At 66.3% G+C, this 24,543-nt stretch carries 23 protein-coding genes; 9 read left to right on the forward strand and 14 right to left on the reverse strand.

All coding sequences use genetic code 11. The annotated features are described in order from the left end of the window. Positions 1–107: 107 nt before the first annotated feature. The 6 genes from sucD to DEF76_RS09500 form a co-directional block, all read right to left on the reverse strand. Positions 108–983, reverse strand: a complete 876-nt coding sequence (gene sucD / locus DEF76_RS09475; protein ID WP_114912128.1) for a succinate--CoA ligase subunit alpha — start codon at positions 981–983, stop codon at positions 108–110. Between the two features lies 1 nt (position 984). Continuing rightward, positions 985–2,181, reverse strand: a complete 1,197-nt coding sequence (gene sucC, locus DEF76_RS09480; protein ID WP_114912129.1) for an ADP-forming succinate--CoA ligase subunit beta — start codon at positions 2,179–2,181, stop codon at positions 985–987. Positions 2,182–2,186: 5 nt separating this feature from the next. Continuing rightward, the gene (mdh, locus tag DEF76_RS09485) at positions 2,187–3,140 is read right to left on the reverse strand and encodes a malate dehydrogenase (protein ID WP_114912130.1); all 954 of its coding nucleotides are present in this window, start codon (positions 3,138–3,140) and stop codon (positions 2,187–2,189) included. A gap of 180 nt (positions 3,141–3,320) precedes the next feature. After that, positions 3,321–4,694 (reverse strand): ABC1 kinase family protein, encoded by a 1,374-nt coding sequence (locus DEF76_RS09490; protein WP_114912131.1) that lies wholly within the window; start codon positions 4,692–4,694, stop codon positions 3,321–3,323. Then, positions 4,694–6,499 carry a M3 family oligoendopeptidase gene (locus DEF76_RS09495; protein ID WP_114912132.1) on the reverse strand — a complete coding sequence of 602 codons (1,806 nt, stop codon included), beginning with the start codon at positions 6,497–6,499 and terminating at the stop codon, positions 4,694–4,696. The genes DEF76_RS09490 and DEF76_RS09495 overlap by 1 nt, the downstream gene beginning before the upstream one ends. A gap of 209 nt (positions 6,500–6,708) precedes the next feature. Then, positions 6,709–7,626 (reverse strand): FkbM family methyltransferase, encoded by a 918-nt coding sequence (locus DEF76_RS09500; RefSeq protein WP_114912133.1) that lies wholly within the window; start codon positions 7,624–7,626, stop codon positions 6,709–6,711. Between the two features lie 276 nt (positions 7,627–7,902). Here DEF76_RS09500 and trpB point away from each other — a divergent pair, with 276 nt between their 5' ends. From trpB to DEF76_RS09535, 7 genes are all read left to right on the forward strand, one after another. After that, positions 7,903–9,135: a tryptophan synthase subunit beta gene (trpB, locus tag DEF76_RS09505; protein ID WP_240318964.1), complete on the forward strand. Its 1,233-nt coding sequence runs from the start codon at positions 7,903–7,905 to the stop codon at positions 9,133–9,135. Continuing rightward, entirely contained in the window at positions 9,132–9,953 is an 822-nt protein-coding gene (gene trpA, locus DEF76_RS09510) for a tryptophan synthase subunit alpha (protein ID WP_114912135.1), read from the forward strand. Before trpB ends, trpA begins: the two co-directional genes overlap by 4 nt. Continuing rightward, entirely contained in the window at positions 9,950–10,804 is an 855-nt protein-coding gene (gene accD, locus DEF76_RS09515) for an acetyl-CoA carboxylase, carboxyltransferase subunit beta (protein ID WP_114912136.1), read from the forward strand. The genes trpA and accD overlap by 4 nt, the downstream gene beginning before the upstream one ends. Then, entirely contained in the window at positions 10,801–12,129 is a 1,329-nt protein-coding gene (locus DEF76_RS09520; protein ID WP_114912137.1) for a bifunctional folylpolyglutamate synthase/dihydrofolate synthase, read from the forward strand. Before accD ends, DEF76_RS09520 begins: the two co-directional genes overlap by 4 nt. Positions 12,130–12,165: 36 nt before the next feature. Next, positions 12,166–13,212, forward strand: a complete 1,047-nt coding sequence (locus DEF76_RS09525) for a class I SAM-dependent methyltransferase (RefSeq protein WP_114912138.1) — start codon at positions 12,166–12,168, stop codon at positions 13,210–13,212. A 33-nt stretch (positions 13,213–13,245) separates the two neighbouring features. Continuing rightward, complete coding sequence (locus DEF76_RS09530) at positions 13,246–13,911, forward strand: dienelactone hydrolase family protein (RefSeq protein WP_114912139.1); 666 nt, start codon at positions 13,246–13,248, stop codon at positions 13,909–13,911. Positions 13,912–13,990: 79 nt separating this feature from the next. Continuing rightward, positions 13,991–15,427, forward strand: coding sequence for a phospholipase D-like domain-containing protein (locus DEF76_RS09535; RefSeq protein WP_114912140.1), 1,437 nt, complete (start codon positions 13,991–13,993; stop codon positions 15,425–15,427). Positions 15,428–15,434: 7 nt separating this feature from the next. Here DEF76_RS09535 and DEF76_RS09540 read toward each other — a convergent pair whose 3' ends face one another. The 8 genes from DEF76_RS09540 to DEF76_RS09575 all read right to left on the reverse strand — a co-directional run bounded on the left by DEF76_RS09540 (position 15,435) and on the right by DEF76_RS09575 (position 23,365). Then, entirely contained in the window at positions 15,435–16,049 is a 615-nt protein-coding gene (locus tag DEF76_RS09540) for an endonuclease/exonuclease/phosphatase family protein (protein ID WP_114912141.1), read from the reverse strand. A gap of 106 nt (positions 16,050–16,155) precedes the next feature. Then, positions 16,156–16,719 (reverse strand): c-type cytochrome, encoded by a 564-nt coding sequence (locus DEF76_RS09545; protein ID WP_114913785.1) that lies wholly within the window; start codon positions 16,717–16,719, stop codon positions 16,156–16,158. Between the two features lie 80 nt (positions 16,720–16,799). Next, complete coding sequence (locus DEF76_RS09550) at positions 16,800–18,518, reverse strand: pyrroloquinoline quinone-dependent dehydrogenase (RefSeq protein WP_205215970.1); 1,719 nt, start codon at positions 18,516–18,518, stop codon at positions 16,800–16,802. A 93-nt stretch (positions 18,519–18,611) separates the two neighbouring features. Further along, the gene (locus tag DEF76_RS09555; RefSeq protein ID WP_114912142.1) at positions 18,612–19,733 is read right to left on the reverse strand and encodes a serine hydrolase domain-containing protein; all 1,122 of its coding nucleotides are present in this window, start codon (positions 19,731–19,733) and stop codon (positions 18,612–18,614) included. A 112-nt stretch (positions 19,734–19,845) separates the two neighbouring features. Further along, a complete protein-coding gene (locus tag DEF76_RS09560) occupies positions 19,846–21,294 on the reverse strand; it encodes an MFS transporter (RefSeq protein WP_240318965.1) in 1,449 nt (482 codons plus the stop codon). A 58-nt stretch (positions 21,295–21,352) separates the two neighbouring features. After that, positions 21,353–21,736, reverse strand: coding sequence for a helix-turn-helix domain-containing protein (locus DEF76_RS09565; RefSeq protein ID WP_114912143.1), 384 nt, complete (start codon positions 21,734–21,736; stop codon positions 21,353–21,355). Then, on the reverse strand, positions 21,733–22,326 hold the full coding sequence (locus tag DEF76_RS09570) for an LOG family protein (protein WP_114912144.1): 594 nt from the start codon (positions 22,324–22,326) through the stop codon (positions 21,733–21,735). Before DEF76_RS09570 ends, DEF76_RS09565 begins: the two co-directional genes overlap by 4 nt. Positions 22,327–22,333: 7 nt before the next feature. Beyond that, complete coding sequence (locus tag DEF76_RS09575) at positions 22,334–23,365, reverse strand: polyprenyl synthetase family protein (RefSeq protein ID WP_114912145.1); 1,032 nt, start codon at positions 23,363–23,365, stop codon at positions 22,334–22,336. Between the two features lie 130 nt (positions 23,366–23,495). Between DEF76_RS09575 and DEF76_RS09580 the strand changes: the two genes are divergently transcribed. Next, the gene (locus tag DEF76_RS09580) at positions 23,496–23,702 is read left to right on the forward strand and encodes a putative signal transducing protein (protein WP_114912146.1); all 207 of its coding nucleotides are present in this window, start codon (positions 23,496–23,498) and stop codon (positions 23,700–23,702) included. Further along, entirely contained in the window at positions 23,699–24,439 is a 741-nt protein-coding gene (locus tag DEF76_RS09585) for a tRNA1(Val) (adenine(37)-N6)-methyltransferase (RefSeq protein ID WP_114912147.1), read from the forward strand. The genes DEF76_RS09580 and DEF76_RS09585 overlap by 4 nt, the downstream gene beginning before the upstream one ends. The last annotated feature ends 104 nt before the right edge of the window (positions 24,440–24,543 follow it).

The following is a 24,543-nucleotide window of genomic DNA, read 5'->3' on the forward strand; positions in this document are numbered from 1 at the left end:
TCCTGAATTGGCTCTTATCGACCCATAGAGAGCATATATGACTTAAGTATGACTTGCGTCTGGTGCAATTTTACTGCCCTAGCTATGCGCCTGACGCATCGATGCGCTCAGCCCCCCAAGGCGCGGATCATGGTGCTGCCGAGCGCCGCCGGGCTTTCCGCGACATGGATCCCCGCCTCGCGCATCGCCGCCATCTTGGCCGCCGCGGTATCGCGCCCGCCGCTGATCACCGCCCCGGCATGGCCCATGCGCCGGCCCGGCGGTGCCGTCGCCCCGGCGATGAAGCCGACCACTGGCTTTTTCACTTTTTCGCGAGCGAGGAATTCCGCGGCCAAAATCTCGCTCTGGCCGCCGATCTCACCGATCATGATGATCGCCTGGGTTTCGGGATCGGCGAGGAACATCTCCAGCACTTCGATGAAATCGGTGCCCTTGACCGGATCGCCGCCGATGCCAACGCAGCTCGACTGGCCAAGCCCGGCCGCCGTGGTCTGCGCCACCGCCTCATAGGTGAGCGTGCCCGAGCGCGAGACGATGCCGATCCGGCCGCGGCGATGGATATGGCCCGGCATGATGCCGATCTTGCAGGCTTCCGGCGTGATCACGCCGGGGCAGTTCGGGCCGATCAGCCGCGATCGGCTTCCCGAAAGCGCCCGCTTGACGCGCACCATGTCGAGCACCGGAATCCCCTCGGTGATGCAGACGATGAGCGGCACGCCGGCATCGGCCGCTTCCAGAATCGCATCCGCGGCGAACGGCGGCGGCACATAGATCGCCGACGCGCTCGCCCCGGTCGCCGCGACCGCCTCGGCGACGGTATCGAAGACCGGAAGGCCGAGATGCGTCCCGCCACCTTTCCCCGGCGTTACCCCGCCGACCATCTTGGTGCCATAGGCGATCGCCTGCTCGGAATGGAACGAGCCTTGGGCGCCGGTGAAACCTTGGGTGATGACACGGGTTTCGGCATCGACGAGAACAGCCATGTCAGGCGGCCTCCTTCACGGCGTTGACCACCTTCTCGGCGGCATCGGCAAGATTATCGGCGGCGATGATGGGCAAGCCCGATTTGGCGAGAATTTCCTTCCCGAGTTGCACATTCGTCCCTTCGAGCCGCACCACCAGCGGCACACTAAGCGCAACCTCGCGCGCCGCCGCGACCACGCCTTCGGCGATCACGTCACAGCGCATGATGCCGCCGAAGATATTGACTAGAATTCCCTCCACGTGCGGGTCGGAAAGGATGATCTTGAACGCCGCCGTCACCCGCTCCTTGGTCGCGCCACCGCCGACATCGAGAAAATTCGCCGGCGCCGCGCCATAGAGTTTGATGATGTCCATGGTCGCCATGGCGAGCCCGGCGCCGTTGACCATGCAGCCAATAGTGCCGTCGAGCGCCACGTAATTGAGGCTGTGGCGCGCGGCCTCCCGCTCCTTCGGGTCTTCCTCATCCTCATCGCGGAGTTTTTCGAGATCGGGGTGGCGGAAGAGGGCGTTGTCGTCGAAGCTGATCTTGGCATCGAGGGCAACCACCTCGCCGCCCCCGGTCACCACCAGCGGATTGATCTCGATGATGCCGCAATCGAGTTCGACGAAAGCGCGGTAAAGCGCTTGCGCGAAGCGGCCGAAGGCGCCGATCTCCTTGGCGGCGAGGCCGAGCCCATAGGCGAGCTTGCGGGCATGGAAAGAAGAGAATCCGCTCGCCGGATCGATCGTCACCGTCAGGATCTTCTCGGGGTGGTGCGCCGCCACCTCCTCGATCTCCATCCCGCCTTCACGGGACGCCATCATCGCCACCCGGCCGCTGTCGCGATCGACGAGAAACGAGAGATAAAGCTCACGCGCGATATCGCAGCCCTGTTCGATATAGACGCGATGGACTTTGCGCCCGGCGGGCCCGGTCTGCTTCGTCACCAGGGTGTGGCCGAGCATCTGGCCAGCGATCTTGCGCGCCTCCTCCGGGGAGCGTGCCAGCCGCACACCGCCCTTGCCGGCCGGATCGTCGGCGAAGTGGCCCGCGCCGCGGCCGCCGGCGTGGATCTGCGCCTTCACCACATAGACCGGGCCGGGGAGCTTCGCCGCCGCCGCTTCCGCCTCCTCGGCGGTCCAGGCGACGTGCCCCGCGAGCACCGCGACGCCATAGTGGCGCAGCAGTTCCTTTGCCTGATATTCGTGGATGTTCATCGCGCTCAGCCCACCAGCTTGCGCGAGGCTTCGACCAGTTCCCGCACCGCGGCGCAGGACTTCTCGAACGCCGCGCGCTCCTCGGCGTTGAGCTCGATCTCGACCACCCGCTCGACCCCGCCGGCGCCGATTACCACCGGCACGCCGACATAAAGCCCCTTGATGCCATACTGGCCATCGAGCCAGGCAGCGCAAGGCAGCACCCGCTTCTTGTCGCGGAGATAGCTCTCGGCCATGGCGATTGCCGACGAAGCCGGGGCATAAAACGCGCTGCCTTTCTCGAGCAATTTCACGATCTCGCCGCCGCCATTGGCGGTGCGGGTGACGATCGCGTCGATCTTCTCCTTCGTCGTCCACCCCATCTTGATCAGGTCGGGGACCGGGATGCCGGCAACCGCGGAATAGCGCACCAGCGGCACCATCGAATCGCCATGCCCACCGAGCACGAAGGCCGTCACATCCTCGACCGAGACGTTGAATTCACGGGCGAGGAACAGCCGGAAGCGCGCCGAATCGAGCACTCCCGCCATGCCGACCACGCGCGCATGCGGCAGGCCGGATTTCTGCTGCATGACCCCGACCATGGCGTCCAACGGGTTGGTGATGACGATGACGAAGGCGCCGGGGCAATAGGTCTTGATCCCCTCGGCGACGGTCGCGATGACGCCGGCATTCTTGGCGACGAGATCATCGCGCGACATGCCGGGCTGGCGAGGGAAGCCGGCGGTGACGATGACGACATCGGCGCCGGCGATCGCGGCATAGTCCGACCCCCCGGTCATTACCGCGTCAAACCCTTCGACCGGGCCGGATTGCTCGAGATCGAGCGCCTTGCCGGCCGCGACCCCGCCGAAGACGTCAAACAAAACGACGTCACCGAGTTCCTTGAGGCCGATCAAATGGGCAAGGGTGCCGCCGATATTGCCGGCGCCGATCAGGGCGATCTTGTTGCGGGCCATGGCTGTCTTCCAAATGAGGGTGGAACATGCGCGGCGCACACCGCCCAAGGCCAGTCCCCCCAGACGGCGCCGCCCCGAAAGGCGGATGTTGCTAACCCATCCCCCGCCGAGCGGCAAGGTCTCGCCCGCGCGCAAGACCGTGAGCGGGAAAGGCGGGGGATGGTGGGGTTGGGGAGCGGATCAGGTCGTCGTGGGAACGCCGGCTTCGGCCAGCGCCGCCGCCTGGCGCGCCGCGAGACGATCGGTGTCGAAATCGGCGATCAGATCCTGGAACATCCGATACCAGTTGAGTTCTGCGCCGAGGCGCAAAAACACGCTGCCGAGCCCGATCGCCGAGCGGTCCATGAGCACGAATTCGCGCGGCGGCTTGACCCCGCCGGTGCGCTGCAACCCGGCATGCACCTGTTCGGCGACGGCACGGCCGAATTGCGTGTCATTGCTCTCCTGGATCCGCCGGGCGCGGTCCTGCATCAGCGGCTCATAGAGAAATTTCGCCCAAAGATTGAGGATTTCGAGTTTTTCCCGGGTGACGTCGGTAAATCCCCAAGCGGCGTAAGCGGCATGGGCGCGGTCTTCGTCATTGTCACGCACCGCCTCATAAAGGTCGATCACGCCGCGCACGAAACGCGCCGGGAACACCCGGATCGCGCCGAAATCGAGCAGATTGACGCCGCCATCGCCGGCGACCTGGTAATTGCCGAGATGCGGGTCGCCGTGAATGACGCCATAGCGATAAAGCGGCACATACCAGGCGCGAAACAGCGCCTCCGCGACCCGGTTGCGTGCCTCCTGCGGCGGGTCGTCGGCAAGCCAGCGCATCAGGCCCTGACCATCGAGCCAGGTCATGGTGAGCAGGCGCTCGGTGCAATAGCCGGCGATCGGCTCGGGCACGTGCACCGCCGGCTCACCGGCCAGCATCCGCCGATAAAGCCGCATCTGCGCGGCTTCGCGCCGGTAGTCCAGCTCCTCGCGCAATCGCTCGGCGAGTTCGAGATAGACGTCGCCTTGGCGGATGGCGTTATCCATGCGGTGATAGATCGCCATCGCGAGCTTGAGCTGGCGGAGATCAGCCTCCACCGTGCTCGGCATGTCAGGGTATTGCAGCTTGCAGGCGACTTGGCGGCCATCCGGCAGGGTTCCCCGATGCACCTGGCCAAGGCTCGCGGCTGCCGCCGCGTCCTCCTCGAACACCATGAATCGGCTGCGCCAGTCCCGCCCGAGTTCGCTCTCCATCCGCCGGCGCACGAAAGCGCGACCCATCGGCGGCGCGTTGGCCTGCAATTCGGCGAGTTCGGCGGCGTATTCGGCGGGCAGCGCATCGGGCACGGTGGAGAGGAATTGCGCGACCTTCATCAGCGGCCCCTTGAGCCCGCCGAGCAACACCTTGAGATCCTCGGCATGGGCAGCGCGGTCGGTGCGCAGACCAAACATCCGCGCCCCGGCGAGGCGTGCCGCGATGCCGCCGACCGCACCCGAAGTCCGCGCCATGCGCTTGACCTCGCCAAACAGCGTCGCGCCGTCATGCCGTCTGGCGGCCTCGGGGCGATCGGCCATCAGCCCATCGCCTCGAGCTGGTCGATGAAGCCGGCGATGACCTCGGTGCCGCGGCGCCAAAACGCCGGATCGGCGGCGTCCAAGCCAAACGGCGCCAACAGCGCGCGATGCCGCTTGCTGCCGCCGGCGCGCAGCAGATCGAGATATTTCGCGGCGAATCCGGGATGCCCGTCCTCGAACACGCCATAGAGCGCATTCACCAAACAATCTCCGAAAGCATAAGCATAAACATAGAACGGCGTGTGAATGAAATGGGGAATATAGGCCCAGAACACACTATAATCTTCGCTGAATTCGAAGGCCGGCCCGAGGCTCTCACGCTGGACCTCGAGCCAGAGTTCGCCGATTTGGTCCGGCAGCAATTCGCTTTTACGCCGGGCGAAATGCAGTTTTTTCTCGAAGCGATAAAAGGCGATCTGCCGCACCACGGTATTGAGCATGTCCTCGACCTTCGCCGCCAGCATCACCCGCTTGCGCGCCGGATCGGTCTCGGCGGCAAGAAGGGCACGGAAGGTCAGCATCTCGCCGAACACCGAGGCGGTTTCGGCGAGCGTCAGCGGCGTATTGGCGAGCAGATAGCCTTGGCCGCCGGCCAGCACCTGATGCACGCCATGGCCGAGTTCATGGGCGAGCGTCATCACATCGCGGGTGCGGCCATGATAGTTGAGCAGGAGATAAGGATGCACGGAGGGCACCGTCGGGTGGGCGAAGGCGCCGCCGGCTTTGCCGGGGCGGAGAGTCGCGTCGATCCACGGGCGCTCGAAGAACGGCCGCGCCACCGCCGCGAGTTCGGGTGAGAACGCGCCATAGGCGTCGAGCACGCGGCGCGTCGCCTCCGGCCACGGGATTTCGCGGTCATGATCCTCAGGGAGCGGGGCGTTGCGGTCCCAATGCTGCAATGTCTCGAGCCCAAGCCATTTCGCCTTGAGCGCGTAATAGCGATGGGCAAGGCGCGGGTAGGCCGCCGTCACCGTCTCTTCCAGGGCCGCCACCACCTCGTCCTCGACCATGTTGGCGCGGTTGCGCGCGCTCCACGGCTCGGGATAGCGGCGCCAGGTGTCGATGATCTCCTTGTCCTTGGCGAGCGTATTGGTAATGAAAGAAAAAAGACGGATATGCTGGGAAAAGACGGCACCGATCGCGCCGGCCGCGGCTTTCCGCACGGCGCGATCGCGATCGGAGAGTTTTTCGAGCGCCGCGTTGACCGTGAGTTCCTCGCCATCGAGCGGCACACGCAAGCCGGCGATCGTCTCGTCAAACAGCCGGCTCCAGGCGGCATGGCCGGTAACCTCTTTTTCGTGCAGCAATTTTTCCAGCTCGTCGGAGAGCTGATGCGGCCGGAAGACGCGCAAATCATCGAGCCACGGGCGCCAGCGGGCAAGCGCCGGGGCCGCGTATTTGGCCGCGAGCGCCGCCTCATCGAGCCGGTTTAGCTCCAGGGTGAAGAACAGCAGATGGCTGCTGATCGCCGTCACCCGTTCGGTGATGGTCTGATAGAAGCGGCCGCGCTCGGCGTCGGTCGCGCAGGTGGCGAAATGCAGTTGCGCATAGGAGACGAGGCGGCCGAGCCGCTCCTCGATCTGCTCATAGGCCGCGATCGCGGCCGCCAGCACCTCGCCCGAAAGCGTGGCAAGACGCCCGGCATGGGCGCTTTCGAACGCCTTTGCCGCCTTTTCGGCCGCTGCGAGATCTGCCTCGATCGCCGGGCTTTCCGGGCTTTCATAGAGATCGCCAAGATCCCAGGAGGGCAGTGCGGTATCGGCGGCCGGTTTTTCGGCGGCGCGGTCGGGCAGGGAGCCGGGCATCGGCGGGTGACCTCGTTGCGTTTGATACCCCTCGATGTAAGCGATCGCGGGGGGACGTCAAAGGGTCTCGCCGATGGCAAGGCTGATCGGGCGCCGGGCGGGCATTTCCCAAAAATGATTTTCCGGCCGAGAGACGACGCTGGCCGCTCTCTCACGCCATCGGCGTGCGCGCCCTATTGCCGCACTTCACCATTGTCTCAACTCATGTCTCAACTCACCGGCGCGATGCCGCGGACGGAGAAGCGCTGGCTCAGTTCCGCCGGCACGCCGAGGAAATTCATCTGCACCGGATAAAGCGTGTAGCCGAGGCCCTGGAGCCGGGTCTTGAGCGCGACATAATCAGATTTCTGGAATTCGACATAGAGCACCGGCCGGCAGCGCTTGATGGTCTCGGTCGCGCCCGTGAGCACGTCGTCCTCCATGCCCTCGGCGTCGATTTTCATCAGATCGAGGCGGGTGAAGCCGAACCGGTCGAGCGTGGTGACGGGCACGAATTCGCGGAGCAAGGGGTCATGGCCGCGCGGCTGGTCGAGCGGTTCGCGCTGCTCGGGGCCGAACTCGATGCTGCCGAAATTGAGCGGGCGATGGTAGTCAAACTGCGGCACCTCCAGCGCCCCTTCACGCGCGCCGACCGCCATGGTGTGGCAGATCACGTTGGTGAGCCCGTTGAGCACGGTGCTGCCGGCGATCATGTTGCAGAGGATGCGTTGCGGCTCGAAGCAATGCACCCGTCCGCGCGGCCCGGCGACGGCGGCGAGGCGCAGCGTGTAGGTGCCGATATTGGCGCCGACATCGGCGACGATCGGATCCGGCGGGGCAAGGCTGAGGATGGTCGCGAGCAGCTCGATTTCGGGATGGTCGATCGCCTGGCCGGTTTTGAACAGGGCGTTGGTTTGGTTGATGTCGTTGCGGTTGACCAGCATCTGGCCATAAACCGTCGGCACGATCAGGGTAAAGGAAAGCGGCCGTGCCGGCGCGAAGCCGGCGGCGGGCGGCGGGGCTCTCTCTGGTTGAGGGTTTGTGAGCTGGGTTCCCTGGGGCTGGGTTTCCTGGGACCGGGTTTCCTGGGGTTGGGTTTCCCGGGGCTGGGATTCGGGGGCTTGGCTGTCCGACGGGTTTTCCGACATCGAATTTCCTAGGGATCTCCTGGGCGGCCCTGGGCCGGGGCTCGGCGCGCACCGCGATTTTGCGGCGTCATTACTCTAGTCGCAAAATCCTAACGAAAACCTTCACGGGAAGAAACAAATTCACGGCTCTAAATTCACGGCTCTAAATTCGCGGCTCTAAATTCGCGGCTCTAAATTCGCGGCTCTAAATTCACGGCTCTCTGGCGCGCGCCGGGCGTGACGGCCATGCGAGGCTGCGCTATGAGCGGGAGAGGAAGTTTTAGGGAACGCCTGATCGTGCGCCATTTCGCCAATTCTCTCCGAGCCGGGCCCGATGCGCGCGGCCGTTTCGGCTCTTTCGGCGGGCGCTTCGTCGCCGAGACGCTGATGCCGCTCATTCTCGAGGTCGAAGCCGCCTATCGCGCCGCCCGCGACGACCCCGGGTTTCAGGCGGAACTCGACCGCTATCTGCGCGATTATGTCGGCCGCCCGAGCCCGCTCTGGCCGGCCGAGCGGCTTGCAGCGGCGTTGGGCGGCGCCAAAATCTATCTCAAGCGCGAGGATCTGAACCACACCGGCTCGCACAAGATCAATTCCTGCCTGGGTCAGATCCTGCTCGCCCGCCGTATGGGCAAGACCCGCATCATCGCCGAGACCGGCGCCGGCCAGCACGGCGTCGCGACCGCGACGGTCTGCGCCTTGTTCGGCCTGCCTTGCACGATCTATATGGGCGCCGTCGATGTCGAGCGGCAGAAACCCAATGTCTTTCGCATGCGCCTGCTCGGCGCCGAGGTGCGCCCGGTCACCTCAGGGTCGGCGACCCTCAAGGACGCGATGAACGAGGCGCTGCGCGACTGGGTCGCCCATGTCAGCGACACCTATTATCTCATCGGCACCGTCGCCGGGCCGCACCCTTATCCGATGATGGTGCGCGATTTCCAATCGGTGATCGGCACCGAGACCCGCGCCCAGATCCTCGCCGCCGAAGGCAGGCTGCCGGACGCCGCGCTCGCCTGCGTCGGCGGCGGCTCCAACGCGATGGGCCTTTTCCATACGTTTCTCGATGACGAGGCGGTGCGCCTGATCGGGGTCGAGGCGGCGGGGCGCGGGCTCGACACCCATGAACACGCGGCGAGCCTGGAGCGTGGCCGGCCCGGCGTTCTGCACGGCAACCGCACCTATCTGCTGCAATCGCAAGACGGGCAGATCGAGGAGGCGCACAGTATCAGCGCAGGGCTCGACTATCCCGGCATCGGCCCCGAGCATGCGTTTCTGTTCGAGAGCGGGCGCGTCACCTATGTCGGCGTCACCGATGACGAGGCTTTGGCCGCATTTCAGCTCTGCACCCGGACCGAGGGCATCATCCCGGCGCTCGAGACGGCGCACGCGCTCGCTTATCTGACCAAGCTCGCCCCCGAGATCGGGCCGGGCGGCGTCATCGTCGTCAATCTCTCCGGCCGCGGTGACAAGGACATTTTCACTGTCGCCCGCCATCTCGGTGCCGGCGCTGGCCTTGAGGAACTGCCGTGAGCCGCATCGCTGCCCGATTCTCTGCCCTCCGCGCCGAGGGGCGCGGCGCTTTCATCCCCTTTCTCGAAGCCTTCGACCCGGATCGCGCGACCAGCCAGGCGATTCTGGAGGGCATGCCGGCGGCCGGCGCCGATCTGATCGAGATCGGCATGCCGTTTTCCGACCCGATGGCCGACGGCCCGATCATCCAGGAAGCCGGCCAGCGCGCGCTCAAGGCCGGGGCGACGCTTGCCGGCGTTCTCGCCATGGTGCGCGCCTTTCGCACGCACGACGCGGCGACGCCGGTGATCCTGATGGGCTATCTCAACCCCATCCTCGCCTATGGCGAGGCGCGGTTTTGCACCGATGCCGCCGCCGCCGGTGTCGATGGGTTGATCATCGTCGATCTGCCGCCCGAGGAGGCCGACCTGCTCGCGCCCGACGCGGCCCGCGCCGGCCTCGATATCATTCGCCTGGTCGCGCCGACCACCGATGCAAAGCGCTTGCCGCACGTTCTCACTGGCGCGGGTGGCTTCGTCTATTATGTCAGCATCACCGGCATCACCGGCACCAGAAGCGCCGCTATCGCCGATCTCGCCGCCGCCATGCCGCCGATCCGGCGCGCGACCGATCTGCCGATCGCGATCGGCTTCGGCGTCAAAACCCCGGCGCAAGCGGCGGAAGCGGTCGGCATCGCCGATGCCGCCGTCGTCGCCTCCGCCTTGATCGAAACCCTGGCGGCCAGTCTCCAAGATGGCCGGGCCGGGCCGGATACGGTTGCGCGTGTGCTCGATCAGGTGCGCGCGATCGCGCGGGCGATCCGGGAGGCGCGGCGATGAACTGGATCACCGAATTCGTCCGCCCGAAAATCCGCACCCTGCTCGGGCGGCGGGAGATCCCGGACAATCTCTGGCACCAATGCCCAGCCTGCGAGCAGATGGTGTTTCGCCGCGATCTCGAACGCAATCTCAAGGTCTGCCCGCATTGCGGCCACCACATGCGCGCAAGCGCCGCCGAGCGCCTCGCCTGGACGCTCGATGACGGTGGCACGCGCATCGAATTGCCGAAGGTTCCCGCCGATCCGCTGCGCTTTCGCGACAGCAAGCGCTACACTGACCGCCTCAAAGAGGCGCGCGAGAAAACCCACCTGACAGATGCGCTGCTCGTCGCCCACGGCAGCATCGCCGGGCACAAGGCGGTGGTCGCGGCGATGGCGTTCGAATTCATGGGCGGCTCGATGGGGGCGGCGGTTGGCGAGGGGATCGTCGCCGCCGCCCGCCTTGCGGTGCTGCAGCATGCCCCACTCATCATCTATACCGCCTCCGGCGGGGCGCGGATGCAGGAGGGCGCGATCAGCCTGATGCAGATGCCGCGAACGGTGATCGCGGCGCGACAGGTCAAGGACGCGGGGCTTCCCTTCATCACCGTCCTCACCGATCCCACCACCGGCGGCGTCACCGCGAGCTTCGCGATGCTCGGTGACGTTCAGATCGCCGAGCCCGGCGCCTTGATCGGCTTCGCCGGGGCGCGCGTCATCGAGCAAACGGTGCGGGAAAAATTGCCCGAAGGGTTTCAGCGTGCCGAATATCTTCTTGCGCATGGCATTCTCGACGCCGTGGTGGCGCGCGCCGAGATGAAGGAAACGCTCGCCCGGTTGATCGGACTTTTGACCCGAAAGCAGGCCGCGTGAAAGGATTTCCGCCGCCCGAGCCGGGTTATGGCCCAGCCCTCTCGCCGATCGTCGCGCGGCTGCACGCGCTGCACCCGACGCTGATCGATCTCAGCCTCGGGCGGCTTGAGAGGCTGCTCGCCGGGCTCGGCCATCCCGAGCGCCGGCTGCCGCCGGTGATCCATATCGCCGGCACCAACGGCAAGGGCAGCACCGCCGCTTTCACCCGCGCCATCGCCGAGGCCGCTGGGCTTGCCGTTCATGTCTATACCTCGCCGCATCTGGTGCGTTTCAACGAACGGGTGCGGCTCGCCGGCCGGCTCGCGAGCGATGCCGAGCTGTTTTCCGCCCTCGAAGAGGTGGAGCGGGTGAATGCCGGCGCGCCGATCACCGTGTTCGAGGTCATCACCGCCGCGGCGTTTCTGCTGTTTGCGGCGATCCCTGCCGATCTCGCGGTGATCGAGGTCGGGCTCGGCGGCCGCGCGGATGCAACCAATGTCATTCCCGCCCCGGCGGCCTCGGCCATCACCTCGATCTCGCTCGATCATCGCGAGTTTCTGGGCGACACGCTCGCCGCCATCGCCGGCGAGAAAGCCGGGATCATCAAACCCGGCGCACCGGCGGTGACCGGCACGCAAACGGCGGAGGTTCTCGCGGTGTTCGAGGCCGCCGCCCGCCGCGCCGGCACCACGCTCGCCGCGCGCGGGCGGGAGTGGACGGCATCGGTGGACGCTGGCGGCTGGCGCTTCGCCGATCGCGACGATCACTTCGCCCTGCCGTTGCCAACGCATCTTCCCGGGCGGTTTCAGATCGACAATGCCGGCATCGCGATCGCCGCTTTGCGTGCCGCCGGGTTTCGCTGGCCAGAGAACACCATCGCCGCCGGGCTCGCCAGTGCCGAATGGCCGGCGCGCTTGCAACGCCTCGCCGGCGGGCTCGCCGGCCTGCTCCCCGAGGATTGGGAACTTTGGCTCGATGGCGGGCATAACCCTGGCGCCGGCATCGCGCTCGCCGAGCATCTCGGGCGTGCCTGGGGGGATCGGCCGGTGCATCTCATCATCGGCATGAAACAGACCAAGGACGCCGCCGAGTTCCTCCGCCCGTTGCTGCCCCATGCCGCCTCGGTGCTGGCGGTTGCCGAGCCGGGGCAGCATCTCGCGATGCCGATCCCGGCGATCATTGCGGCCGCGAATGGCCGCGCCCGTCCCGGCGGCAGTGTCGCCGAGGCGCTGCATCGCCTGCCCAAAGATGGCCCGTCGGCGCGGGTGCTCATATGTGGTAGTCTTTACCTCGCCGGCGAAGTGCTGCGGCAAGCGAGCGCCGCGGAGGCCCTCTCGCCGGCCTGAAACCGCTAGGATTTTCGACGCGGAGGGGAGACCAACATGAACATTGACGCGTCCAGCAGCCCGCCGCTGACCCCGCAAGGGCTGATGCAGATGCATATGGCGATGGGGGCCTCGCGCGTGCTGAGCGCCGCCCTGCAACACGCGCTTTTCAGCCATATCGCGGCCGGGCATGAGCATGTCGCGACGATTGCCGCCGCCGCCGGCACCGATCCGCGCGCAACCAGGATGCTACTCGACGCGTTGGTCGCGCTCGGCCTACTCGGCAAGACCGCGAGCGGCAGAGAGGGCGGGCAATATCGGCTGACGCCGGCGTCACGCGCCTATCTCGTGCGCGACAGCGCCGATTATGTCGGCGCGCTGATGGAAATCGACGATCTCTGGGATGCCTGGAGCCGTTTGCCGGAGGTGGTGCGGACTGGCCGCCCGAGCGTTACTGTCGAACGCCAGGCGCAGGCGGAGGCGTTCTTTCCGACCCTGATCCGGAGCCTGCACGTTCTCAACCGCGAACCCGCCCGCCGCCTCGCCGCCGCCCTCGGCGCCGGGACGCGCCATCATGATCTCCGCATTCTCGATGTCGGTGCGGGCTCGGCGGTGTGGAGCATAGCGCTCGCCGAAGCGGATGCCGGCGCCCATGTCACCGCCCAGGACTATCCCGGCGTGCTCAAGGAGACCACCGGCTTCGTCGCCCGCCACGGGCTCGCGGCCCGCTTTGACTATCTCCCCGGCAATCTCAATGAGGTCGATTTCGGCACCGGCCGCTTCGATCTTGCGGTTCTCGGCAATATCGTCCATTCCGAGGGCGAGGCGTCGTCACGCCGGCTGTTTCGCCGCCTGCACGCGGCGCTTGCTGCCGGCGGTCGCCTTGCGATCCTCGATTTCTTCCCCAATGAGGATCGCACCGGGCCGGTGCCGGCGGTGATGTTTGCCCTCAACATGCTGGTCAATACCGAGCACGGCGATACCTATACGCTGTCGGAATACCGGGCGTGGCTCGGGGAGGCCGGCTTTGCCGCGGTCGAGACGGTCGATATCGGTGAAGCGGGCGTGATGCCGGCCCCGGCGGTGGTTGCGACCAAGGCCTGACCGCGCAGCGATCACAATCTGAAGGAGACGATGATGGGTGAAATGATCGAACTGACCGCATCCTGCGGCCACCATTTCCAGGCCTATGCCGCGGGGGACGCCAAGGCGGCGCGTGGGCTCGTGGTGGTGCAGGAGATTTTCGGCGTGAATGCGCATATGCGGCGTGTGTGCGACGAACTCGCCGGCTATGGCTACCGGGTGGTCTCGCCGGCTTTGTTCGACCGGGTCGAGCGCGGCGTCGAACTCGGCTACAGCGAGGCCGATGTCCAGCGCGGCTTGGCCCTCCGCGCGCCGATCGAAGAGGCGGCGGTGTTGCGCGACATCGAGGCCGCGGCGGCGGCGCTGGCGCCGCGCCCAACCGGGATCATCGGCTATTGCTGGGGCGGCACCATCGCCTGGCTCGGCGCCACTCGGAGCCACGCCTTCAAAGCCGCGATCGGCTGGTATGGCGGCGGCATCGCGGCGGCGCGGGAGGAGACGCCGCATTGCCCGGTGCAACTCCATTTCGGCGCCGAGGACAAGGGTATTCCGCTCGCCGATGTCGAGGCGATTAAGGCGCGCCACCCCGAAATCCCCGTCTATATCTATCAGGGCGCGGGACATGGTTTCGGCTGTGAGGCGCGGGCGAGCTTCAACGCGCGCGCCAATGAGATCGCGCTCCATCGCAGCCTCGCCTTTTTCGCGGAACACCTCGTCTGAACGGGGGAAAGTTTTTTGCTTCTTTTTTTCAAAAAAGAAGCGCTTTCCCCACTGATGGCATCTTGCGAGGCATGCCGCGATGTTCGGTGACGAGGCCTATTGGCTCGCGGCGCTGTTCGGGCTGATCCGCGCTCAGATCCTGGCGCCGCTCGGCCTCGTCGTCGCGCTCGCGCTCAGCCTTCATATCCTGCTCACCAAGCGCGATGTCGGCGCCGCGATCGGCTGGATCGGCCTCGTCTGGTTCTCGCCGTTGCCGGGCGGTGTCGTTTACCTGGTGTTTGGCATCAACCGCGTGCAGCGGCGGGCGCGGGGGCTGCGCGATGGGCCGCGCGCGATCCCGCGCGATGTGCCGGCGGGATCACCGCGCGAGGATCATCTCGCGCCGCTGGAGCGTGCCGCGCGTCACCTGACCCGGCGCGCGACGGTTGCCGGCAATGCCATCACGATGCTGCGGAACGGTGATGAGGCCTATCCGGCGATGCTGGCGGCGATCGCTGGGGCGCGCGCCTCGATCGCGCTTTCGACCTATATCCTGCGTGACGATGAGGCTGGCGGGCCGATCATCGAGGCGCTGATCGCGGCGCGGGCGCGCCGGGTCATTGTCCGGGTTCTGCTCGATGGTGTCGGCAGCGGCTATTTCGTCTCTCCTGCCTATCGTCGGCTGCGCCGCGCCGGGGTTCGGGTCGCGCGGTTCCTGCACTCGCCGCTGCCGTGGCGGATGCCGTTTCTCAATTTGCGCAGCCACAAGAAAATGCTGCTCATCGATGGCTGGCACGGTTTCACCGGCGGCATGAATATCGGCGCCGAAAACCTCGTCGCCCGCCATCCGCGCGCGCCCGTGCGCGATACCCATTTCGCCGTCGCCGGGCCCGTTCTCGCGCAGCTCGTCGAAGCCTTCGCCGATGATTGGGCGTTCGCGACCGGCGAGGAGTTGGAGGGGCCGGCCTGGTTCACGACGCCGGATGCGAGAGGCGAGGCGGTGGCGCGGGTGGTGACGTCGGGCCCGGATGAGGATGTCGAGAAGATCGAGCTGCTGGTGTTGCAGGCGATTGCCTGCGCGCAACGCTCGATCGCCATCATGACCCCCTATTTCCTCCCTGACGAGCGGCTGGTGACGGCGCTGGCGCTGGCGGCGCAGCGGGGGGTTGGCGTTGATATCGTCGTGCCGGCGCGGAGCAATCACCGGCTGGTGGACTGGGCGAGTGCTGCCAATATCAGGCCCTTACTCGACGACGGGGTGCGGATCTGGCGCAACCCGGCGCCGTTCGATCACTCGAAAATGATGGTGGTGGATGGCGTCTGGTGCCTGATCGGCAGTGCGAATTGGGACATGCGCAGCTTCCGGCTCAATTTCGAGCTGAACATGGAGGTCTTCCACGACGATCTCGCGGCGACCCTTGGCGCCCACATGGCGGCGTGCCGCGGGCCACGCATCACAAGCGAGGAGATCGCCGCCAGTCCGCTGCCGATCCGCCTCCGCAATGCCGCGGCGAGGCTTTTGCTGCCGTATTTGTGAGGAAATCTTACGCCGCGGCGGCGAGAGCGCTGGCGCGGTGGAGGTGGATCACGATCGGGTGATGATCGGAAGCGCCGCGGCCCAAAACCGCCGGGGCGGTGGCGATCAGGCCGCGGACCAGGCAGCGATCGATGCGGAGCGGCAGCACGTCGCCGGCGCGATGGGTCGGCTGGCGTGGCCCGACGTCACGGAATCCCGGCAGCCAGGCCGGCCCGATCAGGTTGAAATCGCCGAGCACGGCGGCCGCGGGCGGCAACGCGGCGGCGATGCGGCGAAGCTGGCGGCGGTTCAAGACCTGGCCATGCGAGAGATGCACATTGGCGAGGGCGAAATCACCGAAATCGATGATCTGGCTGATACGCTTGACGATGCTGCCGGCGGGCAGCGAGAGTAGGCGCGGCGGCTGCGGCAGAGGCGCCCGGCTCCAGACCGCAAGGCCATGGATGCGCTCGGGAAGCGGGGTGCGGGCATAATACCCACCGATTTCACCCGGGAGCGGGTCGATGGCCGCCGTCGCCTCCTGCATCAGCAGGACATCCGGCCGCTCACGCCGGATCAGCGCCGCGACATCGGCGAGGGAGGCGCCCTTCAGGCGCAGCAAATTCCAGCTGATGATTTTCATGTCCGATAACCGCTAACGCATCTTGCCGCCGCGATAAAATGGCAATTGCGTGAAGATATTGCTACCGCGTCGCCCGGGAGGGGAGAAAAATTAGCGGCGCCAAGGTTCAAAGCCCGGCGAGATAGGCGGCGAGGGCTTTGATGTCGTCGTCGGAGTAGGCTTTCATGAGGTCGGTCATCCAGGCGTTATTGGCGCGGGTGCCGGAGCGGAAGGCCTCCAGCGTTGCCAGGAGATAGTCAAAACTCTGGTCCGAGACGCGCGGCACCGAACTCGCGCCGAGAAAGCCGGCGAGATGGCATTGCGAACACTGGGCGGAGTTGGCAACGGTCTCGGCGCGCTCGGCAATGGCCGCGCTGGCCGGCTTCTGGCCGAGATTGGGCCATGGCTGTTTCGAGAAATACTCGGCGAGTGCCATCATGTCATCGCGTGACATATCGGCGACCATCGGCGCCATCATCTCGCTCGCGCGCGCCCCGCGCTTGAAATCACGCAATTCGATATAGAGATAACCGGCGTTCTGGCCCCAGATCACCGGCACTTTTGGGTCCACCGGCACGCCGTTCTCGCCGTGGCAGGAGGCGCAAAGCGTCGCCTTCTCGGCGATACCGTCGGCGTGGGCGGTAGCAATGATAGCAAGAAAAGAAAAAATCGCGAAGATCCAGGTCGGCATCGGCAGCCATCTCGTTTCGTTGACAGAAAAACGGGCGAGACCCTTGCCGGTCCCGCCCGCCTGATCGTCAGGGCAAGAGGTCAATCAAGGGTGAAGGCGATGATGTTGTTGCCGCGCTTGGCGTCGACCTGAGCGTTGCCGCCGGCGCCGACGACGATGTATTCGCGGCCTTCGACGGTATAGCCGCTCGGCGGCGCATTCACCCCGGCGCCGGCCTGGAAGCGCCAGAGTTCGGCGCCGCTACTCGAATCATAGGCCTTGAAGAAGCCGTTGCTTTCGCCGGTGAAGACGAGGCCGCCGGCGGTTGCCAGAATGCCGCCGATCATCGGCTGCGCGGTCTTCACCTGCCAGCGGATTTTGCCGGTATTGTAGTCCACCGCGGTGACATTGCCCCATTGCTCCTCCTCCGGGATGACGGTGAAGGCGCCGCCGAGCCAGAGCTTGCCATCAGGATAGGCCGCCGATTTCACCATGTAGTGCATCGGCTGATGGAGATTGATCGCGTAGGCGAGGTTGAGCGTCGGATCGACCGCCATCGGCGACCATTCGACGCCGCCATTGGCGCCCGGCAGCATGCGCGTGCCAACCCCGGGGGTGGGCAGCGCGAACATGTTTTCCTGCGGCACCATCGCTTCCGAGAAGCGGATCAGATGGCAATCCTTGCGGTCGTTGACATAAACGAAGCCGGTTTTGCCGGCGTGCAGCACCGCCGGCACCGTCGCGCCGGTTTCGTTTTTGGCGTCGGCGAGAACGGTCGGGCTGGTCGCGTCGAGATCCCAAACATCGTGCGGGACGTATTGGAAATGGCAAACATATTTGCCAGTATCGAGATCAACGGCGACCAGACTGTCAGTATAGAGATTATCACCCGGACGCGGCGCACCGTCGAGATCGGGCGAGGGATTGCCGACCACGAAATAGATCCGCCGGTTGGCGAGATCGACGGAGGGGTTCTGCCACACGCCGCCGCCGAGCGTCTTGGCGGGATCGCCGAGTTTGGCGAGCGCCGCTTTTTCGGCGGCGATGTCGCGATGCAGATCCTGCCCGGTCGCGTCCTTGGTCGCCCAGACGCCGACCGTGTTATCGGGGATGGTGCTGAAGGTCCAAATCAGTTTCCCGGTCTTGGCGTCGAACGCCTTGACGAAGCCGCGGATGCCGTATTCGCCGCCATTGGTGCCGATGAGGATTTTGCCGTCGACGGCCGTCGGCGCCATGGTTTCGCTATAGCCGAGTTCGGGATCGGCGATATCGCTCTGCCAGGCGAGTTTGCCGGTCTTGGCGTCGAGGGCGACGAGTTTCGAATCGAGGGTCGCGAGATAAACCATGTTGCCATAGACGGCGACGCCGCGGTTGTTCGGCCCGCAGCAATAGGTGGTGATCGGCCCAAGGGGTTGCTTATAGTGCCAGAGTTCGGCGCCGGTGCGGGCATCGAGCGCGTAGACATGATCAAAGGCGGTGGTCACATACATCACGCCATCGATGACGATCGGCGAGGTCTCCTGAGTCTCTTTAACTTCGGTCTGGAAAATCCACGCCGGATGCAGATGGCGCACGTTCATGGTGTTGATCTGACGATTGGGGAAATAACGCTTTTGCGTGTAATCCCCATTCGTCATGAGAAAATTATTGGCGTCCTGGCCGGCGTGATTGAGAAGATCCTGTGTCGCCGTGGTCATATTGCCATACAGCGTCCCCCGGTTGACCTCATCAGCGCGGGCGCCGGTGGCCCAACTGGCGCCCAAGGCGAGCAGGGCAGCCAAGGCCACCCCCCCGGAAATGCGTGGGTTTCCGATCGACATGTTTCCTCCTCCGTTGCCGCGTGTTGATTATTTCATGATAGAAGCACAACGCCAGCGCGAGAGGAACAGATACTTTTCGATCGAACAATAGTTTCAGTCGATCGCGGCGTGGACGAGATTGCTGATACGGTCGAGCCGCGCCGAGTGCCAGGGGTCGGGGGCGACGAAATTGGTGACATAGGCGAAGGAGACGCCACTCGCCGGATCGCCCCAGCAATAGGAGCTGCCGACCCCGCCATGGCCGAAGCAAGCGGGGTGGGCGAGGCTGCCGAGGCCACGGATCAGCGGCTGCAGCCCGCGCGAATGGGGGCCGAGGCCGCGATGCATGCTGATGCCGGCCATCCCGTCATCGCCGCGTTCGCCGGTGAAGTCGCGGGTGACGAACGCGACCAAGCGGGGTGAGAACAGACGCACATCGTTGAGCCGGCCGCCGCCGAGCATCATCTGGTAAAACGCCGCCATGGCGCGGGCGGTGCCGTACCCGCCGCTTCCCGGCAGACCGGCGGCGCGGAAGGCGGCGGTATTTTCGCCCGGCACTTCGCTGCCTTCGGGGCCATGGATATCGGCGCAGCGCCCCTGGTGTTTCTCTGGCACACCGACGAAAAGCTCGTCACCGAGGCCGAGCGGCGCGATCACCCGGTCACGGATTTCATCGCGGTAATCGCGTCCCGTCACCGCCTCGATCACCATCGCGAGGGTGAAATGGGCGCTCCTGCCGTGGTAGTGAACGCGCGAACCCGGCGTCCATTCCAGCGAAAAATCGCAGACATCGGTGCGCATCCGGGCGTGATCGGCCCAGGCCTCGCGTGAGACATTGGCCGAGGGGAAGCCCGCTTGGTGGGTTGCGACCTGAAACAAGGTGATCGCGCCTTTGCCGCGGGCGGCGAACTCGGGAATATAGTCGGCGACCGGGTCATTGATAGAGATCGCGCCTTCCTCGATCAGGCTCCAGATCGCCGCCATGGTCAACACTTTGGTATTGGAGAACAGCAGCCAGAGCGTATCGCCGCGCGCGGCTTGCCGGGTCGGCGCGAGGCTGGCGTCGCCATAGGTTTTGCACAGCGCGAGCCTTCCGTGGCGGGCAAGCGCGATCTGGGCGCCGGGATAGCGGCCTTCGGCGATGTGGCGGGTGATCAGCGCATCGAGCCGCGCGAGGGGGGCGGCGGCAAAACCAAGCTCGGCTGGGTTGGCTTCTGGCAGCGGAAAGTCTTTCATCAGGCTTCTCTCCCTTCATAGTCAAAGTCCCGGTTCCAGCGGTGCCACAGGCCCTGCCACGGGACAAAAGTTTTTTGGTTCTTTTTTCCAAAAAAGAACGATTTTTCGTTTATCACACTTTTCCTCGCCCTCCAGAGCCATGCCCGCTCATTTCCGCCCCGACGTCGGGCGCGAGGCGAGCGGCGAAGATCAGGCCGAGGCCGGAGGCCGCGGCGACGGCGAGAAAGGCCCAGGAAAAATCGCCGAGTGTTGGCGCCTCGTGCCCGCCGACGGCCCGACCGATCTCCAGTATGGCTGCCCCGAACGCAACACCAAAGGTGAGCGATAATTGCTGAATGGTGGAATAGAGGCTGGTCGCCGCACTCATCCGCGAGCGCGGAATATCGGCATAGGCGAGGGTGTTGTAGGCGGTGAATTGCAGCGAGCGGAAGAGACCGCCGAGGAGGAGCAGCGCATAGATCGCGGCCAGCGGCCAGCCCGGGCGAAGTGCTGCGGTCGCGCCGAGAAAAACCACCGCGAGCACGCCATTCCAGATCAGGGTTGCGCGAAAGCCGAAACGCCGCAGCGCCCCTTGGGTCGCGGGCTTCATCACCAGCGCGCCGGCGGCGGCGGCGAACGTGATCCCGCCGCTTGCCGCGGCCGAGCGGCCGAAGCCGATCTGGATCATCAGCGGCAATAGAAACGGCACCGCGCCGACGCCGATCCGAAACAGCGTGCCGCTCGCAACCGAAAGCCCGAAACTCGGAATAGCAAACAGCGAGAGATCGAGCACCGGGCGCGGCGTGCGCCGCGCATGGCGGAGATAGAGAAGACCGGCGCCGGCGCCGGCGAAAATCAGTGCGAGCGAGGCGCTCGCCGAAATCAGGCCGCGCCCGAGACTCTCGAGCCCGGCCATGATGGCGGCGAGGCAAATCCCGCTGAGCAGCAGGCCGATGCCGTCGAATTTCTCGGGCGTTTCCTCGCGTACATCGGCAATGAAGAGACTGGCCAAAACCATGCCGAAGATGCCGATCGGCACGTTGATATAAAAAATCCAGCGCCAAGAGGCATAGCTCACCATCAAACCGCCGAGTGGCGGGCCGATCACCGGGCCGATCATCGCCGGCACGGTGAGCCACGCCATCGCCGCGACCAGCTCCGATTTCGCGACGGTCCGGAGCAGCAAAAGCCGCCCGACCGGCACCATCATCGCCCCGCCGGCGCCTTGCAGAATGCGGGCGGCGATCAGGAAGCCCAATCCGTTCGCCTGGCCGCAAAGGGCCGAGCCGACGGTGAAGACGGCGATCGCGGCGCGGAACACCGGGCGGGCGCCGAAACGGTCGGCCATCCAGCCGCTGGCGGGGATGAACACCGCGAGGCTGAGAAGATAGGAGGTCAATGCCGCGCTCATATGCACGGGATCGGCACCGAAGGCCCGCGCCATCGCCGGCAGCGCGGTTGCGATCACCGTCGAGTCGAGGTTCTGCATGAAGAGCGCCGAAGCGACAATCATCGCGGTGAGACGGACGCGCGACGGCCCGGCTTGCGGCATGGTTTCGGCGAGCGCGCTCCGATCGGCCATCACTGCAGCATGCCTGCCATTTTTTCGCGCGCAAAGGGCGTCACGTGCAACCGAGCCATCACCCGCGCCGGCGCCGTGGCCGGGCAGCAGGCGTGGCGTCGATCAGGGCGGTGATGGCGGCGATGGTGGCTGGCGACAGATGCGGAAGGGTATCGGCAAAGCGGTTGGCGAGTGCCGTCTGCGCTGGGCTGAGGCCGGCCGTGTCAAGGCGCGGGCGCGGCCGCGAGAGCCGCGCGAGACGGGCCAGCGCCTCGGCGTCGTCCCAGATCAGATCGAAAACCTCGCAAATTTGATGGACCAGGCCGCGGCTCGGCGTGCCGCGCTTGCCGTGTTCGAGCGCCGAAAGATAGGCGGGCGAGACGGCAAGGCGGGCGGCGAGCGCCGTGAGCGTCATGCCACGCGCCGCGCGCAATTCGCGAAGCCGCGCCCCGAACGGGGTCATCGCGCCGCGCCGGGTGCGCTCGCGAGTTCGCGGAGCCGCGCCAGTATTGCTGCGGTGCCGGCGAGCGGCTCGAAAAACGTGAGGGCGGCTTCCGGCGCAAAACCCGCGGCAACCGCGCTTTCGATCATCGCCCGGAGCGGGGCGGCCGAGCCCTCGATATCACACAGCAGAACCGGCTTGGCGTGCAGGCCAAGCTGGCGCCAGGTGAGGATTTCCACCGTCTCGTCGAGGGTTCCGAGCCCGCCGGGGAGCACCACGAACGCGTCGGCGAGATCGAACATCAATTGCTTGCGCGCATGCATGCTGGTGGTGATCACCAGCTCGCTGACATCGCGGTGGGCGAGTTCGAGCCGCGTCAGGAAATCGGGGATGACGCCGATCACCGCGCCACCGGCGGCAAGCGCCGCGTCCGCCAAAGCGCCCATCAGACCGACTTTGCCGCCGCCGAACACCAGCCGCAGGCCGGCTTGCGCAAGGCCGCGCCCGAGGGTTGCCGCCGCCGCCATGTAATCGGGGTGGTGGCCGGGGCGCGAGCCGCAGAAGACGGCGACACTGAAGGGCGATACGGGGAAGGTGGCAGCGTCAGCCATCCGCCGCTCACCGGGCGCGATGAAGCGTATAGTCCGCGGCCTCGTGCAGTGCGTGGCGGAGCGGCGAGGGCGGAAAGCAGCCGAGCGCCGCTTGCGCCTCGTGTGCGAAACGCTCGGCGCGCGCGAGCGTTGCCTCGATTCCATGATGGCGCTCGATGAGGGTGATCGCCTGCGGCAGATCCTCTGGCGTCTGTTCGTTTTGCGCAATCGTGCGCTCCCAGAAGGCGCGTTCGGCGGCATCACCGGCATGATAGGCGAGCAGCACCGGCAGTGTCGTTTTCCCTTCGCGGAAATCATCGCCGACGGTCTTGCCGAGCGCCGCCTGATCGGCGGCGTAATCGAGCGCGTCATCGACGAGCTGAAAGGCGATGCCGAGATTGATGCCATAGCGCGCGAGCGCCGCCTCGATAGCGGCCTCGCGCCCGGCGACCACCGCGCCGACCTGGCAGGCGGCGGCGAAGAGAGCCGCGGTCTTGCCGCGAATCACATCGAGATAGCGGGCCTCGTCGGTTGCGAGGTCATTCTGGGTGATGAGTTGGAGCACCTCGCCCTCGGCGATGGTGGCCGCCGCTTGCGAGAGAATGGCGAGCACCGAAAGCGATCCATCCTCGACCATGAGCTGGAAGGCCCGCGCGAACAGGAAATCCCCGACCAGCACCGAAGCCTTGTTGCCGAACACCGCGTTGGCGCTGGCGAGCCCGCGGCGGAGCGCGCTTTCATCGACGACGTCATCATGCAAAAGCGTCGCGGTGTGGATGAATTCGACGCAGGCGGCGAGCTGCACATGGCGGGTTTCGCCGCGCGCCACGCCATAGCCGCAAAGCCGCGCCGAGGCCAGGGTGAGCAGCGGGCGCAACCGCTTGCCACCGGCGGCGACGATATGGGCGGCGAGCGCCGGGATCAGCGCGACCGGGCTCTCCATGCGCGCGACGATGGTGCGGTTGCAGGCCTCGAGATCGTCTTGCACCAAGGCCGCGAGTGTGTTCAACGCGGCCTCGCCGGGACGGTTGGGCAAAGGCGCGTCGGGTAAGGAGGACATCGTGGCCAAAAACCTCTCCTGGCCAAAAGTTGCGAGGGCCAAAAGTTGCGAGGGAGGGAGCTCCGCTCGGTTGCATGGCGCTCTCTCGCACGATATCGGCGCGCTGGAAAGAGGGTCAAGGAATCGCGGAATGCAGGTCATTGCCCGCTCCAACGACGCCGTGCGGCTGAGTTTCCTCCAGGTTCTCCTCGCCGATGCCGGCATCGAGACGCGGCTTCTCGACGCCCATGCCAGCGCGATCGAGGGCAGCATCGGCGCCATTCCGCGCCGCCTGGTGGTCGCCGACGCCGATGCCGAGCGCGCCCGGCGGATTCTCGCCGAGGCCGGCGAGGGGTGAGCGAGGCGCGGGAAACAAACGGATTTCTGCTCGGCGGGCGGGTCGTTTATAGCCAGCCGCGCGATGGCTTCCGGAGCGGCATCGAGCCGGTTCTGCTCGCCGCGGCGGTGCCGGCGCGGGCGCAAGAGCGGGTGCTCGAAGCCGGGTGCGGGGCCGGGGCGGCGCTGCTTTGCCTTGCCGCCCGGCTGCCCGGGATCAGCGGGTGCGGCATCGAGCGCGATCCGGCGTTGGCGGCGCTGGCCGCCCGCAACATCGCCGCCAATGGCTGGGCGGCGCGGCTTGCGATCCTCGCCGGGGATATCACCGCCCCACCCATCGCAGGCGAGAGTTTCGATCACGTCTGCGCGAACCCGCCCTGGCATGACGATGCCGCTACCCCATCGCCGCACCCCTCGCGGCGGGCGGCGAAGATCGCGGCGGCGGATCTGCTGGCGCGGTGGGTTGCGGCGCTAGCGGCGCGGCTGCGGCGGCGCGGCAGCGTGACGCTCATCCTGCCCGCGGCACAGCTCGGGCGCGCGCTCGCCGCCATCGCCGCCGCCGGCCTCGGCGCTGCCCGTGTGCTGCCGCTCTGGCCGCGCGCTGGGCGCCCGGCGCGTCTGATGCTGCTCCAGGCGCGCAAAGGGGCCGCCGGTGGCGAGCAGATTCTCCCCGGCCTCGTGCTCCATGACGAGGCTGGCCGGTTCACCGACGCCGCCGAAGCCGTTCTTCGTCACGGTGCCGGGCTCGTGCTCGGCTGATGCCGCGCCGGCATTGGGCGCGGGCGCAGAACGCCGCTTGCAGCGGATGACGGCGGACGTCTAAGCTTGCCCGCAAGCGGGGCGGCAAGCCCAGCGTCAACAGG

Source organism: Acidibrevibacterium fodinaquatile (assembly GCF_003352165.1).
In the GTDB taxonomy this organism is placed as follows: domain Bacteria; phylum Pseudomonadota; class Alphaproteobacteria; order Acetobacterales; family Acetobacteraceae; genus Acidibrevibacterium; species Acidibrevibacterium fodinaquatile.

Bases quoted from the DNA above. Each gene is read 5' to 3' on its own strand.
- sucD (WP_114912128.1), bottom strand. From the start codon at position 983: ATGGCTGTTCTCGTCGATGCCGAAACCCGTGTCATCACCCAAGGTTTC.
- sucC (WP_114912129.1), bottom strand. From the start codon at position 2,181: ATGAACATCCACGAATATCAGGCAAAGGAACTGCTGCGCCACTATGGC.
- mdh (WP_114912130.1), bottom strand. From the start codon at position 3,140: ATGGCCCGCAACAAGATCGCCCTGATCGGCGCCGGCAATATCGGCGGC.
- DEF76_RS09490 (WP_114912131.1), bottom strand. From the start codon at position 4,694: ATGGCCGATCGCCCCGAGGCCGCCAGACGGCATGACGGCGCGACGCTG.
- DEF76_RS09495 (WP_114912132.1), bottom strand. From the start codon at position 6,499: ATGCCCGGCTCCCTGCCCGACCGCGCCGCCGAAAAACCGGCCGCCGAT.
- DEF76_RS09500 (WP_114912133.1), bottom strand. From the start codon at position 7,626: ATGTCGGAAAACCCGTCGGACAGCCAAGCCCCCGAATCCCAGCCCCGG.
- accD (WP_114912136.1), top strand. From the start codon at position 9,950: ATGAACTGGATCACCGAATTCGTCCGCCCGAAAATCCGCACCCTGCTC.
- DEF76_RS09525 (WP_114912138.1), top strand. From the start codon at position 12,166: ATGAACATTGACGCGTCCAGCAGCCCGCCGCTGACCCCGCAAGGGCTG.
- DEF76_RS09530 (WP_114912139.1), top strand. From the start codon at position 13,246: ATGGGTGAAATGATCGAACTGACCGCATCCTGCGGCCACCATTTCCAG.
- DEF76_RS09535 (WP_114912140.1), top strand. From the start codon at position 13,991: ATGTTCGGTGACGAGGCCTATTGGCTCGCGGCGCTGTTCGGGCTGATC.
- DEF76_RS09540 (WP_114912141.1), bottom strand. From the start codon at position 16,049: ATGAAAATCATCAGCTGGAATTTGCTGCGCCTGAAGGGCGCCTCCCTC.
- DEF76_RS09545 (WP_114913785.1), bottom strand. From the start codon at position 16,719: ATGCCGACCTGGATCTTCGCGATTTTTTCTTTTCTTGCTATCATTGCT.
- DEF76_RS09550 (WP_205215970.1), bottom strand. From the start codon at position 18,518: ATGTCGATCGGAAACCCACGCATTTCCGGGGGGGTGGCCTTGGCTGCC.
- DEF76_RS09555 (WP_114912142.1), bottom strand. From the start codon at position 19,733: ATGAAAGACTTTCCGCTGCCAGAAGCCAACCCAGCCGAGCTTGGTTTT.
- DEF76_RS09560 (WP_240318965.1), bottom strand. From the start codon at position 21,294: ATGGCCGATCGGAGCGCGCTCGCCGAAACCATGCCGCAAGCCGGGCCG.
- DEF76_RS09565 (WP_114912143.1), bottom strand. From the start codon at position 21,736: ATGACCCCGTTCGGGGCGCGGCTTCGCGAATTGCGCGCGGCGCGTGGC.
- DEF76_RS09570 (WP_114912144.1), bottom strand. From the start codon at position 22,326: ATGGCTGACGCTGCCACCTTCCCCGTATCGCCCTTCAGTGTCGCCGTC.
- DEF76_RS09575 (WP_114912145.1), bottom strand. From the start codon at position 23,365: ATGTCCTCCTTACCCGACGCGCCTTTGCCCAACCGTCCCGGCGAGGCC.
- DEF76_RS09580 (WP_114912146.1), top strand. From the start codon at position 23,496: ATGCAGGTCATTGCCCGCTCCAACGACGCCGTGCGGCTGAGTTTCCTC.